This window comes from Paenibacillus terrae (assembly GCF_005217525.1).
GTDB lineage: Bacteria > Bacillota > Bacilli > Paenibacillales > Paenibacillaceae > Paenibacillus > Paenibacillus terrae_C.
In genome coordinates this window covers 298,066-314,284 of the sequence record NZ_PNXQ01000016.1, presented here as the reverse complement: position 1 = coordinate 314,284, position 16,219 = coordinate 298,066, and the positions used below count along the sequence as shown (strand labels likewise).

At 47.5% G+C, this 16,219-nt stretch carries 10 protein-coding genes; all 10 read right to left on the bottom strand.

The window, feature by feature from the left end; all coding sequences use genetic code 11:
* Positions 1 to 9: 9 nt before the first annotated feature.
* Positions 10 to 966 carry an SDR family NAD(P)-dependent oxidoreductase gene (locus C1I60_RS18980; protein ID WP_137063147.1) on the bottom strand — a complete coding sequence of 319 codons (957 nt, stop codon included), beginning with the start codon at positions 964 to 966 and terminating at the stop codon, positions 10 to 12.
* A 111-nt stretch (positions 967 to 1,077) separates the two neighbouring features.
* Complete coding sequence (locus C1I60_RS18975; protein ID WP_137063146.1) at positions 1,078 to 1,605, bottom strand: TetR/AcrR family transcriptional regulator; 528 nt, start codon at positions 1,603 to 1,605, stop codon at positions 1,078 to 1,080.
* A gap of 162 nt (positions 1,606 to 1,767) precedes the next feature.
* A complete protein-coding gene (locus C1I60_RS18970) occupies positions 1,768 to 2,559 on the bottom strand; it encodes a DUF4309 domain-containing protein (RefSeq protein ID WP_137063145.1) in 792 nt (263 codons plus the stop codon).
* A gap of 120 nt (positions 2,560 to 2,679) precedes the next feature.
* Positions 2,680 to 3,306 (bottom strand): HXXEE domain-containing protein, encoded by a 627-nt coding sequence (locus C1I60_RS18965; protein WP_137063144.1) that lies wholly within the window; start codon positions 3,304 to 3,306, stop codon positions 2,680 to 2,682.
* Positions 3,307 to 3,327: 21 nt separating this feature from the next.
* Positions 3,328 to 3,915, bottom strand: a complete 588-nt coding sequence (locus C1I60_RS18960; protein WP_137063143.1) for a TetR/AcrR family transcriptional regulator — start codon at positions 3,913 to 3,915, stop codon at positions 3,328 to 3,330.
* A gap of 219 nt (positions 3,916 to 4,134) precedes the next feature.
* A complete protein-coding gene (locus C1I60_RS18955; RefSeq protein ID WP_137063142.1) occupies positions 4,135 to 5,367 on the bottom strand; it encodes an aminopeptidase in 1,233 nt (410 codons plus the stop codon).
* Between the two features lie 46 nt (positions 5,368 to 5,413).
* Positions 5,414 to 7,003 carry an acetate--CoA ligase gene (locus C1I60_RS18950; RefSeq protein WP_137063141.1) on the bottom strand — a complete coding sequence of 530 codons (1,590 nt, stop codon included), beginning with the start codon at positions 7,001 to 7,003 and terminating at the stop codon, positions 5,414 to 5,416.
* A gap of 177 nt (positions 7,004 to 7,180) precedes the next feature.
* Positions 7,181 to 8,284 carry a DNA alkylation repair protein gene (locus tag C1I60_RS18945; RefSeq protein ID WP_137063140.1) on the bottom strand — a complete coding sequence of 368 codons (1,104 nt, stop codon included), beginning with the start codon at positions 8,282 to 8,284 and terminating at the stop codon, positions 7,181 to 7,183.
* 237 nt (positions 8,285 to 8,521) lie between these two features.
* The gene (locus tag C1I60_RS18940; RefSeq protein ID WP_252361780.1) at positions 8,522 to 14,617 is read right to left on the bottom strand and encodes an aminotransferase class III-fold pyridoxal phosphate-dependent enzyme; all 6,096 of its coding nucleotides are present in this window, start codon (positions 14,615 to 14,617) and stop codon (positions 8,522 to 8,524) included.
* Complete coding sequence (gene fabD, locus C1I60_RS18935; protein ID WP_137063139.1) at positions 14,592 to 15,815, bottom strand: ACP S-malonyltransferase; 1,224 nt, start codon at positions 15,813 to 15,815, stop codon at positions 14,592 to 14,594. Before fabD ends, C1I60_RS18940 begins: the two co-directional genes overlap by 26 nt.
* Positions 15,816 to 16,219: the final 404 nt, after the last annotated feature.

Below are 16,219 nucleotides of genomic sequence, written 5' to 3'. Positions count from 1 at the left end.
TCATAGATATTATTGACGTTTCTTCAATGCCAGTATGGTATCCGTTATGCCTGTTTCAAAAGGTGTCTTGGGTATAGGGCCTACAACACGCTCGTATTTGCTGCCATCCAGCACTACAGGTGTTTGGGTCAGATATAGCATCTCTACGATTTCACGAATCACCGGATTAAATAATCCGATCAGACGGAGTGCGGTTTTTCGCAGTGGAAAGACAGGTTTAATTTTACCACTTGCTTTTTGTGCAATCTGAACAAGCTTTTTGCCGGAAATCACACCCGCGCCCGGTATGTTCCAATTTTGACCGTATGCTTCTTCCCGGCTGGCTAATTCCACGATCATTACTGCCGCATCGGGCAGATACACATATTCGCGTGGGACATTTAATCCTCCTATGAAAATAGCCGGTTTTCCAGAAGCCACAGCCTCCATCGTTAATCCTAAATAAGAGGACTTGTTCGCGGTAGGTCCGTAATAATCAGGCAATCTTGTAATCATAGGCCGTGCATGATCCCAGCGGGAACTGAATATAAGATTTTCAAAATCCAGCTTGACCTTTCCCTTGCGGGTATGCGGGTTTTTGGGATGTTCCTCATTCACTAAAGGGGTCAATGCCTTGCCGTACGGATAAATTCCGTCAACGATGACTATTTTCTTCCCTAAACGGTTGGCTGCCTCCATAACGGATTCTCCTAAAGGAAGCTGACGGGTCTCCATTTCGTGGTATGGAACAGCTGCACATTGAAAAATGACATCTGCATCCTTAACTGCGTCACTGACCTGATTCGCATCGAATACATCACCTTTATAAACAGACAGATGCTTTGGCTTACCTAATGACACTTGTAATTGCTGGAGCTTGTTGGAAGAACGTCCGAAGGCGATGGTTTCAATGCCTCTGTTGAGAAGTTCTTGTAGAATTGCCGCCCCAGTTCCTCCGGTTGCACCTAATACGATTGCTTTTTTCATTGTGAACACTCCTTAAATAAATTAATTGTTTAGTGATCAATCAATAATAAAATGTGATGGAATAAATTTTATTATTGATTGATCAATTACAAAACATGAAAATAAACGAACTTAATCGTCTATTTTCATTAGCTCCGGCAGATCCAGGGACATTGAGATATTACAAAGCATACCTCTTGCTAGAAAAAGCATCGTTCTTTCCAATGCTTGTTCAATACCTGCTTGGCGGAAAGCATCATACACCGTCGCATGAATTTCACGAAATCCCTGCTGCATCACGTTCACAACCACATCCTCGTGGATGGTCTGCGCCTGCATTTGCAAAAGAATCTCATTGCGGTATTCCACCATAATTTGCGAATATGCTGCAATAAGCTTCTGCTCTAGCCGTTCAGACAAAACCGAATGAATAACTCGGTGAAAAGAGTCGATGATACGTGCAAATGAAACCTTCAGCGCTTCAATCAGCAAAGCTTCCTTGGTAGCGAAAAAACGGAAAACATAAGGCTGAGAAATGTTGGCCCGTTCAGCCACTTTGGCTGTGGTTGCACGATAGTAGCCCATCTCTGCAAATACTTCAATGGCGGCGGATATGATTTCCTTTTGGCGATTTATTGATGTTGACGTAGCTTTGGTCATGAAATCTCCATCCTTTTGTTCAACACAGATTCACATTAGTGATTAATCAATCACTAGATCCAATATAAACAACACTGCGCGAAAATGCAATAGTAATCGCTTAGAAAAAATAAGTCGCCTCCGGGATGGTTACGGAAGCGACTCTTTTATTGTGTCTCAGATTTATGGAGTCATGGAGTTAAAATACAATCTGACATAGTTGACCTTTTGTGTTTTTGTCTGATAAGAAAATACTAGATACTGATCCAGCGCGGAAGCTTTTTTGATCATATAACTGGCTTCTGCTGTACCGGGTACGTCTTTGGATGTATCATTCGTTTCGGTCGGCTTACCCAGTTCCTTAACGACTTGGTTGATGAGCAGTTTTGTATAAGATGGATCGGATGATGTGATTTCTGTAACTTTATCACTTCCATCCAGTACGATATCCGTATGGTGCTTGGTGTAGCTCCGTAGATGGCCGGTTGAGCCTGACTCGGATTTTCCCCATAGCTCGAACAAAAGATCGCTACCCGTTCCCAAACCAAGACCTTTGGGCAAATTCGGAAGTGTCCCCTGCTTGGCTGCGCTGAGTATGGTTGCTGGGAAACTGTGTTTGTTATTAGTTAGCACATTAGATGGCGCCCTACTGCTAGCAGATGACTGATGGGCCGAGGTTGAGCCTTGCTCAGACACCTTTCCGGTATCTTTGGAATCTGCTGGACTCAGACTTTGCTGGTCTGCGTCCGAACCTTGCTTGTTCGCATCTGCACTCTTACTATTATTGTCCGTTTTCTGAGCCGAAGAATCGGTAGATGGTGCAACCGCGCCTTCCGTAATTGGAGCAGTTGATTTTGTTTCTCCGCTATTGCCGCATCCGGTGATGGCAGCGAAACTTATAGCCATCAAAGCGGTAGCTGTGACTAGCTTATAGGGAAGCTTTTTTGGTTGATGTGGATGTGAATGTTTCATCATGAGATCACTCTTTCCTTGTTTCAATGAGGTACAAACCAAGTGTAACCGAACCACATTTCCAGAATACCTCTACTTGTTTCCAACTTGTAAACAAGGACATTGAAGATCATCCAACATACACTATTTTCGATAATACGATCCTAACTGTTGCTTAGAAAAAGGATAGGGAGAATTGCTGTTTTTCAACCACATATTCCCTTTTATGATGAAGATATATACAGCAAAAGCAAAGTAGATCGTCCCCCAAATCCAGTCTGTTAGGGTCGGTGCATTGTACTTCACAATATCGTGAATGTACCAGATTCCGACCGGAACATGCACGAGTACTGCCGTAAACAAGCCAGGATTATATAAGGTTTTTGCTTTTATATTCACCACAATGCCGTGCCAGACTACCTGGAAGAAACCCATAAAAACAGGTGCGAGTCCAAGCCATATCACGTGTGGAAATAATATCGGGAGTAAATAAAACACATAAGCAATCACAACATTAATAATCATGGCTGATTGAGTGTTTAAAGGATAGCGATCCGGGGTTTCACTTTTAAACATGACGTTGTTAAACAAACCGGCAAAATATCCAGGCCAGCGATACTCCTCAAATTGATGAAAAAGGATGGCTACAAAGCTCAACCATAAAATTCCTGTTATATCGGAAAAAATGGTTCTGTTCATAAGTAAACCAATACATACGATCACACCGATGATAGCCCCTGCGTCCTGCCAGTATTTTCTCAGAAGATTCATAGTATTCACTCCAGTCATTTATTATTTATCAAAATATCTATCAAACAACAGGTTTAATTGCTCCTCGATTGAAGGCATTTCCACACCCGCTCCGGATTCAAGAATCGGGCTCATCAATGCGGGAAGAAAAATAGCCCCAAATATTTGCAGCATCATCGCTAACAATCGCTCTGGCCGTTGCTCACCTGTCAGCTCCTTGATCGTACTTTGCACTTTGGGGAATCCCATCATGTTTAAAAACCTTCCGTATTCCTGTTGGGAGGTAAAGGGCGTGCTGCCCATGACAATGATTCGGGAGAGAAGTTCCGGGTATTGGCGAATGACCTGCAAGTAATCAAACAAAAATTGTTTCAGCCGATCTTGGGGTGGGATCGATGTATTGTCCAAAATAGAAAAGGTGTGCTGAAAGCCACTTAATATGACCTCAATGGCTTCACTGAGCAGATTTTCCTTAGAGCCAAAATAATAATTAACCAAAGAAATATTGGTGGTCGACAGATCGGCAATTTTCCTGATTGTAACCGCCTCGAAGCCTTCCTTTTTAATGAATTCAAGCGCAGCGTGTAATATTTTTTCTTTGGTTTGCTGTTTTTTGTCTACGTGATTCATACTTCTCCTCCTCTTACTTGGTCCAATCAGAGGGAATTGAATAGACCAGAATTCTATAAGTTAAACATAATTTAAAACACCGTTTTAATTTATGTTTGAACTCAGTTTAGCACTTTATATTTCGCAATACAAGCGCAGTTTGATATTTAGCATATACAAAAACCCGCAAACGAATAAGATCGCTTGCGGGTTGCTATGCATTGAGATTGAGAAAAGGTTTTAAATCGCCCAGTTACCATGACGGAACACGGCCTCTGTACTTCCGTCTTGCAGCTCGCCGTCAATATCCAGTTCAGCGGAGCCAATCATAAAGTCAACATGGGTCAGGCTGACATTGGCACCGTTCCGAAGCAGCTCTTCCCGGTTCATTTGTGTTCCTTTTTCGAGGTTAAACGGATACGCACTGCCGAGCGCCAAGTGACAGGAGGCATTTTCATCAATCCCTGTGTTGTAAAAGATGCGATTGAGATTGGAAATCGGTGAATCGTGCGGCACCAGCGCAACTTCACCCAAATAGCTGGCCCCTTCATCCGTAGCCAACAAATTCGTCAAATGCTGCTCACCGGATTCCGCTGTATATTTGGTGACTTTGCCATCCTTAAAGGTAAATGTAATGCGATCCACCAACTGTCCGTTCAAATTTAACGGCATCGTGCTGGTAACATAACCATTCACACCTGTACGTTTAGGCATTGTGAACACTTCTTCTGTCGGCATATTTGCCACGGTATAAATTCCTTGGGCGTTTTCACCGCCGCCGCCGCGCCAAATGTGTCTTTCGGCCAGTTCGATTCTCAAATCTGTTCCGGGTGCGCGATAGTGTAGACTTTTATAGTTTTTATGATTCAGCTTATTTTGTAGCTGTTCGAGATTATTTAGATGGCCCTGCCAATTCTGAATAGGATCAGAGCCGTCTACACGATTCATTTGGAAGATTGTATCCCACATGACTCGAATGCGGTCCTTCTCTGCTACATCGGCAAATACTTTATCGGCCCAAGCCTTCGTCGGTGCTTTAATCAAACACCAGCTAATCTTAGCATTCCGCGTATAGTGAGCATAGCCTTCTCTCGCCGTAGCCGCCGCCTTTGTCGCACGAGAAACATGTTGCGGATCAATACCTTGATATAAATCCGGATTCGGCACCTTAATCATTAGCGTGGCTCCACCCTCTTCGGCGAATTTCTCCATCATTTCTGCCTTCCAAGCTGGATAGTAATCAAAGCTGGCTTCGTCACCATGCTCAAAACGGCTGCGCGTAATCTGATCGTCCTCGAACTCCACCTGCACATATTTGGCTCCTGCTTCATAGGCTTTGTTAACAATCAGCCGCGTAAATTCGACAGTTTCCAGTGGTGCAGTGACCAAAAACACCTGTCCGGGCTGGATGTTGACACCTACTTTTACAACCAGCTCTGCATATTGCTCCAGCAATGCTTCAAATGAACTCATTTTCCCACGCTCCTGTTCCGCTTTTCATGATATTTACAATCTACAATTACAGTACAGACTGCTTCTCCAGTTCACGCAGCTCTACTCTTCTTATCTTACCCGAGCTGGTTTTGGGAAGCTCCTGAATAAACTCTATTTTTCGTGGATATTTGTAAGGTGCTGTCCATGCTTTCACATGATGTTGCAGTTCCTTCACCAACTCTGGAGATTCTTCTATTCCGGCTTTGAGCACAACGTAAGCTTTTACGACATGCCCACGGATTTCGTCAGGACTGGCTACGACAGCACACTCCTGAACGGAGTCATGCTTCATGAGCGCTTCCTCCACTTCGAAGGGACCGATGGTATAACCAGAGCTGATAATGATATCGTCACCGCGTCCTTCGAACCAAAAATATCCATCCTCGTCCTTGCGCGCCCGATCTCCTGTAACAAAATAGTCTCCATGGATGCTGAATCCTTTGCGCTCTGGGTCAAGATAATACGTATGGAATAATGCCGGCAGATCAGCACGTACTGCAATATCTCCCACCTGACCCGGAGTCAACGGAACACCGTCCTCGTCTACGATCTCAACCAGTCCCGGCGCAATAGATTTACCCATTGAACCTGTGCGCAATGGCGCGTCCTTCAAATTACCAATAATCAAAGTGCTTTCCGTCTGACCGTAGCCGTCACGAATCGTAATGTTGAACTGCTCCTGAAACTTGTTAATGACCTCCTGATTAAGAGGCTCTCCAGCAGAAACCGCACTGCGCAATTGGGACAGATCATATTGATCCAGACCGTCTGCTTTCGCCATAATCCGGTATTCCGTCGGGGTACAGCACAACACTTGAATTCCGTACTGCTGCATGAGCTGTAAATATCGACCCGGACGAAACGAACCATGATATACGAATCCAGTCGCTCCATTACCCAGTACGGATAAAAACGGACTCCAAATCCATTTTTGCCATCCTGGCGCAGCTGTAGCCCATACCGTATCGGAGGCTTGGATATCCAGCCAAGGGGATGTAATCCGAAGATGGGCATACCCCCAGCCGTGGCTATGTACGACACCTTTAGGATTTCCCGTGGTACCGGAGGTATAGGCCAGAATTGCCATGTCATCCCGGTGCGTTTTCACAGCTTCAAAGGTATCTTCCTGTCCTGCCATCAGCTCATTCAGCGCAAGCCAGCCGGGTTCAGCTACCGTGTCGTCGCTGGAAACCGCGATACGGTAATCCAGGGAAGGCAAATCCCCGTCTACTTTGTTCACCTCACCAGTTACTCCGGTCCAGGCAATCACCCCGCGTGCTTCCGAATGGCGAAGCCGATAGGCAATATCCTTGGCCCGCAGCATTTCGGAAGAAGGAATGACGGCAAGTCCCAGCTTTAAGCATGCCAGGTAAATCACATACGCAATAATGCGACGCGGTACTATGACCAGAACCCGGTCTCCTTTGTTAAATCCCAGCCCTGCGAGTCCTCCTGCCAGTCGATTAGCCTTTTTGAGCAGCTCCCCGTAGGTAATTTCCTCGTAGTCTCCTGTGTCGCTTAACCACTTGATTGCTGCTTTGCCAGCGTCATGGTGCTCCATTTCCGCAGTCATATTGTAATATTCAGGCGCAAGCCATTGCTGTTGATCTGTCAAATTGTACATTCCCCTTTATACATAAGATGAAAGCTACGATATAATCTTATTATAACACGTCCTAGTACCAGGTTCTAAACCCAACATTATTTTTTGGGAAAAATAATGCCCGTAAAAGCGAACGACAAAAAGAAAGAGCCTGGTTTCAGACTCTTTCTCTCTGCTGCTATAAAGCTTTTAAAACTGGAGTTCGACTTCCGTAGATGCAGCTTCCTGTCCGTTTACCAGCAGTAAAATACGGTGTGCTCCTGGATAATGGCGGCGGGTCGTCAGGTCTGCAAAACGGTGTGTCCGCATACCTGTAAGACGGGTTCCTCCGGGGACGGTTTTGTCAGAAAGCAGAAACAATTTACGCGAGACTTGTCCTCTCGCCTTCACAAAGTCGATGCCATATTCGATGCGGACTCGCACCGGGTCGCCTTCCCGAAGTTGAAGCGCGTAGCTCAGCTCACAGCTATCCCCGAGCTTCAACACAGCAGGATCGGCGGTAAAAGACGCTTCCGTGACTAACGGGGACCCGTTTGTTTCTTCGGCATAGCCGAACAGTGCCATCACCTCGGGGCTGGACTTGCGAATCAGGGTCCTGCAGCCGTGACGTACGATCCAGTCGGTGTCAGGATGCGTACCTTTCCATCGTTGAGCTGTTGCAATGACCGTTTCGGGATGGTCCTTGGCGATGTCGTTCAGGTTGTTGGCTACACTTTTACGTACATAGAGTGAGGGATCGGTTTTCAACAGTTCCAGCACGGCCAATACCGGAGCGGGATCGCGCTTAAATATGGGCAGCGCCTGCCCCCACGGCAGACGTGGACGACAGCCTTCGCTGGCAAGACGGCGAACGTGCTCGCTCGAATGTCCCGCCCAGACCGTCATCTGGCGCATCATCCGTTCCGGTTCACGCAGGAGGAAGGGTCTCACGGCAAACTCCGCAGATGACTTCCTAGTGAAACGCTCCAGCGCTTCCATGGAAAGCGTCCAGTGTTCCTCTCCCTGTCCATACACCTCCACAAAATCCGGAAAGAATAGGTACGGGAAACCGCTGCAATGCTCGTCTATGGCAAAAAGGACAGCCAAGGCTTCTTCATAACGACTTGGCAAGAATGTTCCCAATGTTAGCGAAATCCGCCGCATCCGGGCTTTTAGCTCCAGCTCATTCCACGTCTGGTCCATGACTTGATGGATAAATCCCTGGGTATCAAATGAGCTATACGCCGTTTGTACTCTTTCACCGAACAGGCGAAGAAAATCCTCTGTGTATATATTTTTTAAAGGTTCAGCCATCTTGTATCTCCTTTTGTATCCGAATATAAACGATAGATTCACACCTTCGTCTATGATAACCATAAACGATGCTCCAACACCAGCACCAAAATGATCTGCCTCGACGTGGCGAAGCCAGACATACTAAAAATGCCAGGCCCTATGATAAGGCCTGACATTTGGCATGCGTGGCTTACGAATTGCGGGAAAGCTCTCCCAGGGTGAAAAGTTTCTCATTCAGTTCTTTGGTGATCTTATTCATTGAGAGTCACTTCGTTCCGAGACAGAGGTAAACCAGAGCTGTTTTTGATCTGGAGTCAGCACAATAACGTTTTCTGGAGCGCCCACTGCTTCAGCCTCTGCAGGTATGGTTACAGGTTGCTTGCCCGGCCCAGGGCCGTCTCCATTCGGTGGCGGGTCCGGTAAAAATCCTCCTTTACGCAGCTCGTTCACGCTATCCTTGACCGCTTGCACGATTCGCGCAATATCTTCCTCGGTATGAGCCGTGGACAAGAAGCAGTTTCGTCCTTCCCAGATATAGATGCCTTTGTCCAGCATGTGATAAAAGAATAATTCCAGATCGCCTTTGAGCACGAAGCGGAACAGGGAGCCAAAGTTAACAACTTTCATAGGTACGTGTTCGTCCGTGAAATAGCTGTTCATCTCGGCTGCTAACGCCGAGGTGCGGCTGTTCAAGCGATTTTGCAGCTGCTCGCCATTGTGCTCCAAATGATCCAGCACCGCTAAGGATGCAGCCATTGCCAGCGGATGATGGCAGAAGGTTCCTGCGACAAAGGTCCGCTGCTGCTCATGTTGTGGATAGGAATCGTCTCCGAAGCTCCACGTACCTCCGTCGATCCCGTTCATAAAGGCGGCTTTCCCGGCTACGATACCGATGGGCATCCCGCCGCCAATGATTTTACCGTAGGTCACAAGGTCAGCTTGCACCCCAAACCACGCCTGTGCCCCTCCCGGGTGAATTCTGAAGCCTGTTATGACTTCATCAAAAATGAAGGCAGTACCCGACTGTTCCGTAATCTGGCGAATGTCCTGCAAGAAGGCTTGAGGCTGAAAATCTGGTCGACGGCTTTGCACCGGCTCCACTACAACCGCGGCCAGCTCATGCGCATGGGTGCGGATGTAATCCAGGGAATCGTCCGCTCCATAATGAAGCACGACGATATCGTCCACCATATGCTGCAAAATACCTGGAGCGAGAGGTGTCGATTGCTCCTTGTTGTCACTCGCGCTCCCCAGCGCCAGCACGCCGTCAAATGTACCGTGATACGAGCCGGCAAAAATGACGACTTTAGCCCGTCCCGTAGCAGCACGTGCCAAACGGAGCGCGACCATGACAGCCTCCGTGCCGGAATTGTACAGCGCAATCCGTTCCACGCCGGTCATCTTGCAAATTTTCTCGGCGACCTGCCCAGCCATGTTGGACATCGGGCCGACACACATGCCGTTTTTCAGTTCTTCCTCCATTTTTTCTCGGATAAAGGCCGGATTGTGCCCAAACAGATTCACGCCAAAGCCCATCGTCAAATCGACATATTCATTGCCATCCAGATCCCAAATTTTTGATCCGTCTGCACGTTGAGAAACGATTTGGTACACCATTTCCTTCAAAACAGGCCGGAAACCAGCCACATTACGGTTATTGGCGTATACGCAGCGATACTGCTGGGTGTACTGCTTGGTGCTACGCGTACGGGCCGTGTAGCGTTCAATCAGCTCTTGCAGATGTTGTTCCTGACGGAGCGAAAGCAATTCGCGTGCTTTAACATCCAGCTTTTTATAAGGCGTAAACGGCTTGGCTTCATTGCCTGTCTGCTTGGGAATAGCCTGTACGGATGGAGCGGGTGCTAATGCGGCCGCAACTTCCTGCTTGGATTCGGTACGGATAATCTCCGCGCTTCCTCTACTTGCTGATGGCAAAACGCCGGATTCCGTGTTAAATGGCTCAGAAGCTATTACGGATGCAGATGGCTGATGCCGGAGAACATCAAGCTGCTGTGACATCAGATGTAGCTGTTGCTCCAAAATTCGCTCTACACCCGGAGCTGTAGCGATTGGGAAGCTTTGAGCCCGTGTTTGCCCAGCCGGAACGCCGGATTCATGAGACAGTTGGGTTAACGGAGAAGCTGCATGATCAGCTTGACTCAGAGTGGTTTCCGAACGATTTACCACAGACTGAATCGGGGTTTCAGCAGACGTGGAAATGCTCACCCGCTCGGCTACGTAGCTGGTTAACAGCTCCAGCGTGGTCAACGATTCGAAAAATTCGTTCATCGGAACGTCCAGTCCGAAGGTATCCTTGATGCTGTGGCGAACCTGGGACAAATTAATGGAATCTAGCCCGAGCTCCAGAAAATGTGTTTGTGGCTCCAGTTCCTCCAGACTGAGTTGGGACACGTTACTGATCATTTTCGCTAACTTTTGAAGGATAGATGATTTGTTCTGATCGGTAGCCGATGCTGACACCGAGTACTCGTTCCCCATAATTCCAGTCTCCCTTACTGTTGAGTTTTCATGAACGGGTGCCTTCGGTTCCGTTCGAACCTGTTCGGGCACGTTAATCCAGCATCTTTTCCGTTCGAATGGATACGTAGGCAGAGAAACCTTTTTGTAGTGCTTACCTGCATATAGGGCACTCCAATTGATCTGCGCTCCCTGCACATACTTGGCAGCCAGTTGCTCCAGTGATTGCAACGTGTCCAAGCTTCCAGTGACCGTCTCTGCGCCACCTGTGCTATCCGCTTTCCCGGTGTATACACCTTCGACGGCTCTGCCTTGTTCGTGCAACTGAAGCACCTTTGCTTTCAGCGCATCCGCTCCTGCGGCAGTCACCGCAATCCGGTGATTGAGGTGGCTTCTGCCCGTGTTAGCCGTATAGCATATATCCTTCATCACAAGTTCTTCCGCCCGTCTGAACCGTTCTGCGTACCGACCGATCAGCTCGCGCAAAGCGGGTTCACTCCGCGCTGACAGGGTCAGCAACAGCGGTGACGACCCATTGTTGCTGTCCGTGGAGGATTTATCCGATTCCGTCTTTGCTATATATTCCTCCAGCACCACATGGCAGTTTGTCCCACTGAATCCAAAGGAACTCAGCCCGCTTCTTCTCGGGAAGCCGTCCGTCTTCCATTCCCTCAGCTTCGTATTGGCATATACCGGAGATTCCTCGAAATGGATCTTCTGGTTTGGCGTGCGAAAATGAACGAGCGGCGCAATCTGTTGGTGCTTCATGGACAGTACGGATTTGATCAAGCCCGCAATTCCCGCGGCTTCGTATAAATGGCCGATATTTGTTTTGACTGTGCTGATCGCCACAAACTGCTTGCGCTGTGTATGCTTGCGGAAAGCCTTGGTAATGCCGTCAATCTCGACCGGATCACCCAGCTTGGTCCCGGTGCCATGCGCTTCGATATAGCTCACCGTTTCTGGATCAATCTGTGCATCGCGCCACGCCTGCGAAATTACTTCCGCCTGAGCGAGCGCATTCGGCGCGGAAATACCAATCGTACTGCCATCCTGATTGATTGCACTTCCCTTGATCACGGCCAAAATGTTGTCACCGTCTTGCTCCGCTTTACGCAGCGGCTTCAGGAAAACCGCTCCAACGCCTTCGCCCCAGCCTGTTCCATCCGACTGATCGTCGAAGGCGCGTGCCCGATCATCGGAGGATTCCATGCCTATACCCGCTTTCAGCGGAAGCAAAATCGTCTTCACTCCACCTGCCAGTGCCATATCGCAGTCTCCATTGAGGATGGACTTGCAGGCCAGATGTACTGCCACGAGTGAGGAAGAGCATGCTGTATCAATCGTTAGTGCCGGTCCTTTTAGATCGAGTAAATACGCAATCCGGCTGGAAATAATGGACGATAAATTACCAATGGCAAAGTTAGGCAGCGCACCCGGTTCCACCTCGGACAGCAGGCGCTCATATTCAAAGCTGGTTTTGGAAAAGCCCACATACACGCCGACCTTTTGGCCTGCCAGTTGCTTGCCTCCATACCCCGCATCCTCAATCGTACTCCAGGCGGTTTGTAGAAATAGCCGTTGATTCGGGTCCATTAGCGAGGCTTCCCGTGGAGTCAGCTTAAAGAAGGAGTAATCGAACTTGTCTACTTCGTCCAAATAGCCACCTTCTGCGATCTGCATATTCCGTCCTTCCGTATACAGACGGGAAATGAAAGCTTCGGCATCTTTTCTTCTTTCATCGGTGTACGGACCGATATTGTCTGCCCCTGATGACACATTCGCCCAAAACTGCTCTAGTGTATCCGCTTGAGGAAACTTGCCGGACATGCCGATGATGGCGATATCCCGGTCATTCGCTTCCTCCTTGGCCTCAGGCTGTGTTGTTGCAGTCGCGTCCCTACTTAGGCTTTGACTGGAGATATGCGAAGCCAGCTTGGCGATGGTCGGATAGGAAAAGAAATCCGTCACCTCAATATGAATCCCTAATTGGTCCTCCAACTGGTCCACAATTTGAACGAGCTGCAAGGAAGTCACTCCGATATCAAAGTAGCTGTCATCCGTTCCAATCGACTTTACACTTAAAATATCCTGGCAGATTCCAATCAGCTTTTGTTCTATTTCCCCTTGAGGCAAAACTGTACGCTCAGCCGCTTGCGCGATTTGAGTGGCCTCGGCCAGTGATGTCAGTATTTCATCAAATTCACCCTGCTCATAATTCTGGGCTAATTTGAAGCGCTGAACCTTCCCGCTGGTTGTTTTAGGAATACGTCGAATCGGAACTACATCCTGAATATGCCAACCTCCCCGGTAGTTCAAATGGCTTTTCAGCTTTTGAACTAGCGGCACAAATTGCTCTATCTTTTTCGTGTGCATCACAAAAACAACAATACGATCCTGCCTGGTTTGCCCATCATGAACACCACACACCGCTACTTTCCCGAGATCCACGCCATCCAGTTCCTCGGCAATTCTCTCGATGTCATGCGGATAGACGTTCTGTCCGTTCACGAAAATGATATCCTTGGCTCTACCAGTAATAACCAGACGGCCATTTCTCATAAACCCTAAATCTCCGGTGATGAGCCAGCCATCCTCTGTTTTGACCTTCGCGGTAGCCTCGGGATTGTTGTAGTATCCAGCTGTCACATTTTTGCCGCGGATCTGTGTGTGTCCAATCATCCCATCTTCCAACACCCGATTATGTTCATCGCAAATGCGGACAGAGGTACTGGCCAACGGATTCCCCAAATCCACAAAAGTAAGACACCGCTTGTCAGACTTGTCTACTTCTTCTATCGGTTCACCTACGTGTAGCTGCTGCCGATTCAAATGAAACGGAATAAAGGTATCTTGGTCCAGAGGGGGAGTGGAAACACCTACGCTCGCCTCTGCCAATCCATAGACTGGATACATCGCATGTTTATTCAAGCCGTGAACACTCATCGCATCCATAAACACATGGCAAAGCTCTACAGATATCGGCTCAGCTCCATTTAAAATCATGCGTATGCTTGATAAATCCCAGTTAGTTGCTGTTTCAGGCTTGTACTGATCGAGAAAAAATTTATATCCGAAATTGGGAGAGCATATTTGAGTCACCTTATGCTCCGATACTTTTTTTAGCCATAAAGACGGGCGGCGGATAAAAAGTGCCGTCGGCATAATCAGTTGCTTGGCATTAGCGATTACACAGGTTAAATGAAAGGCGATCAATCCCAGGTCATGCGTAAGCGGCATCCAACCCAAATAAGCATCCTTGGAGCTCATGCCCGTTTGATTTGCGACATCCCGAATATTGTAAACCAGATTTTCATGTGTCAGCATGACCCCTTTAGGATCACCTGTAGAGCCTGAGGAAAATTGGATAAAAGCCAAATCCTCCGGTTTGGATACATGAACTACACCTTTATTCAGACCGGAATAGTCGAATGTATGGCTTAAAAAAGTTGCTTTTTTAACAGGCTCAAAGGAATTCAGAAGTTCGTGCTGATGCGCGTACTTTTCCAGTTGCTCCAAAACCTTGTCATCTGCAACCATATAAGGGCGGGAGAGCGTATTCCAGATTTTAAACAGTTTCATTTTATGCTCATCATTATTCCCGATGCTTACAGGAACAGGAACGATTCCACCGAGCAGGCAGCCCCAAAATACATTCACAAAGGTATGATTGTCGTCGATCTGCATGATCAGCTCATCGCCAGGTTGTATCCCTTTTTCCTGTAATACATGAAGCACCTGTGATGCTTGCTCCAGAAGTTTACTGTAGGACACATATTCCTCTTGCTTATCACCGGAAATAAAGGTGATCCCGTTCTCATCCCGGCGTGCACGGTCTTGAATGATTTCAATTAAAGTTTGAAACTGCTCCATCCTGATCCCTCCTTAATTGCTCTAGCATTACTTTCTGCTCTCCTTCGGAGACCCGTTTGGTTTGCAACACCAGGCGAATACACCCCAGTATTTCCTGTCTTTGCTCAAAAGCTGGTGGTCGACTACTGCCTGATTCTGAGTTCCGCAATAATTCTTCCAGTCTCCGGACAGGTGAAATAACACCCTTTAGATACTCATCTTCATTCCAATTGGCATTGGGGGTAGACACTGCCAGTGACAGGGAACGGGCAACCCAATCACGGATCGAGAAACGGCGTTCCATTTCAACGCGATCCAAGTCTCTGTCCAGAGACAGCACTTCGATGGTAGTGTTTATTTCCTTCGCCAAATTTTTCAGCACCGTTCGCGGGCCTAACTCGATGTTCTGCTTCACGCCATGATTCGCCATATACTGCATGGTTTGTATCCATCGAACCGGGTGAGTCATTTGCAAAATCAATCCTTGACGAATGCTGTCTACATCAGGGTATGGCTGGGCGGTCATATTGGAGATCACGGGCCACCGCGCTTCATGGAAGGTGTATTTTTGCATCTCGATGGTCAGCCTGTCCGCAGCATGCTGCATAAGCGGACTATGAAAAGGACCGCTGACCTGCAAGCGAGTAATTTGGGCCCCCCGCTGTTCTAACTTGCCAGCTACCACAGCTACCGACATATGATGACCAGAGACGACATACTGATTGGGCGAATTGTAACAGGCAATGACAGCAGGCTGATCGACTGTGGAATGCAGACGACAGAATTCTTCCACGACGTTCAGCTCCGCTCCACGAATGGCAATCATGCTGCCCAGCCCTGCCTCAGCGGTTTCTTCCATGAAGCGTCCCCGCTCTTGTACCAGTCGTAAAGCGTCGCCAAAGGATAGAACACCGCTACTTACCAGAGCTGAGTATTCACCCAGGCTATGACCTGCTGAAAATTCCGGAATAATCCCGATTTCGTGCATATAACGTCGGAATGCAATGACGCTGATCGTAAGAAGTGCAGGCTGAGTATAGAATGTCCTGGATAATTGGGTGATCGGACCTGCCAGGCATAAAGCTTTTAGATCATATCCCAAAATATCAGCGGCCTCTTCAAACAAGCGATCCGCTTCTGTAAAATCGCTATGCCATGCGGCTCCCATTCCTGTATACTGAGATCCTTGTCCTGGAAAAACCAAAGCCATTCGATTCATACCAAACCCCTTTCCTCCCCACAAAGATGTGGCAAAACAAAAATGTTTTTACGATTCAGGTGTTAATGTACATATGTATGGAAATGTGAAAATATGGAGATGGATACAACAAACCATGACAAAGCAAGGTTGTAAGGTTGACAAGAAAAGAAATAAGCGACAATTTAAGATTTAATTTGGTGATTAAATTGCCAAACGTAGTGTAATTGGATATAAATTCAGATGTGTGTGAAAAGCTTAGAAGTGTGAAAAGCTCGGAGTGGACTAAAGACTTAGGTTGGGACCTAAGAATCTAGTATCATAGATGAGTGTGTCGAGAAAATACCGAAAACAACGCAATTTCATTCCAAAAGCAAGGTTTAATTGTGAAATATTTTAATTATATAATAAATATGGACTCGAAA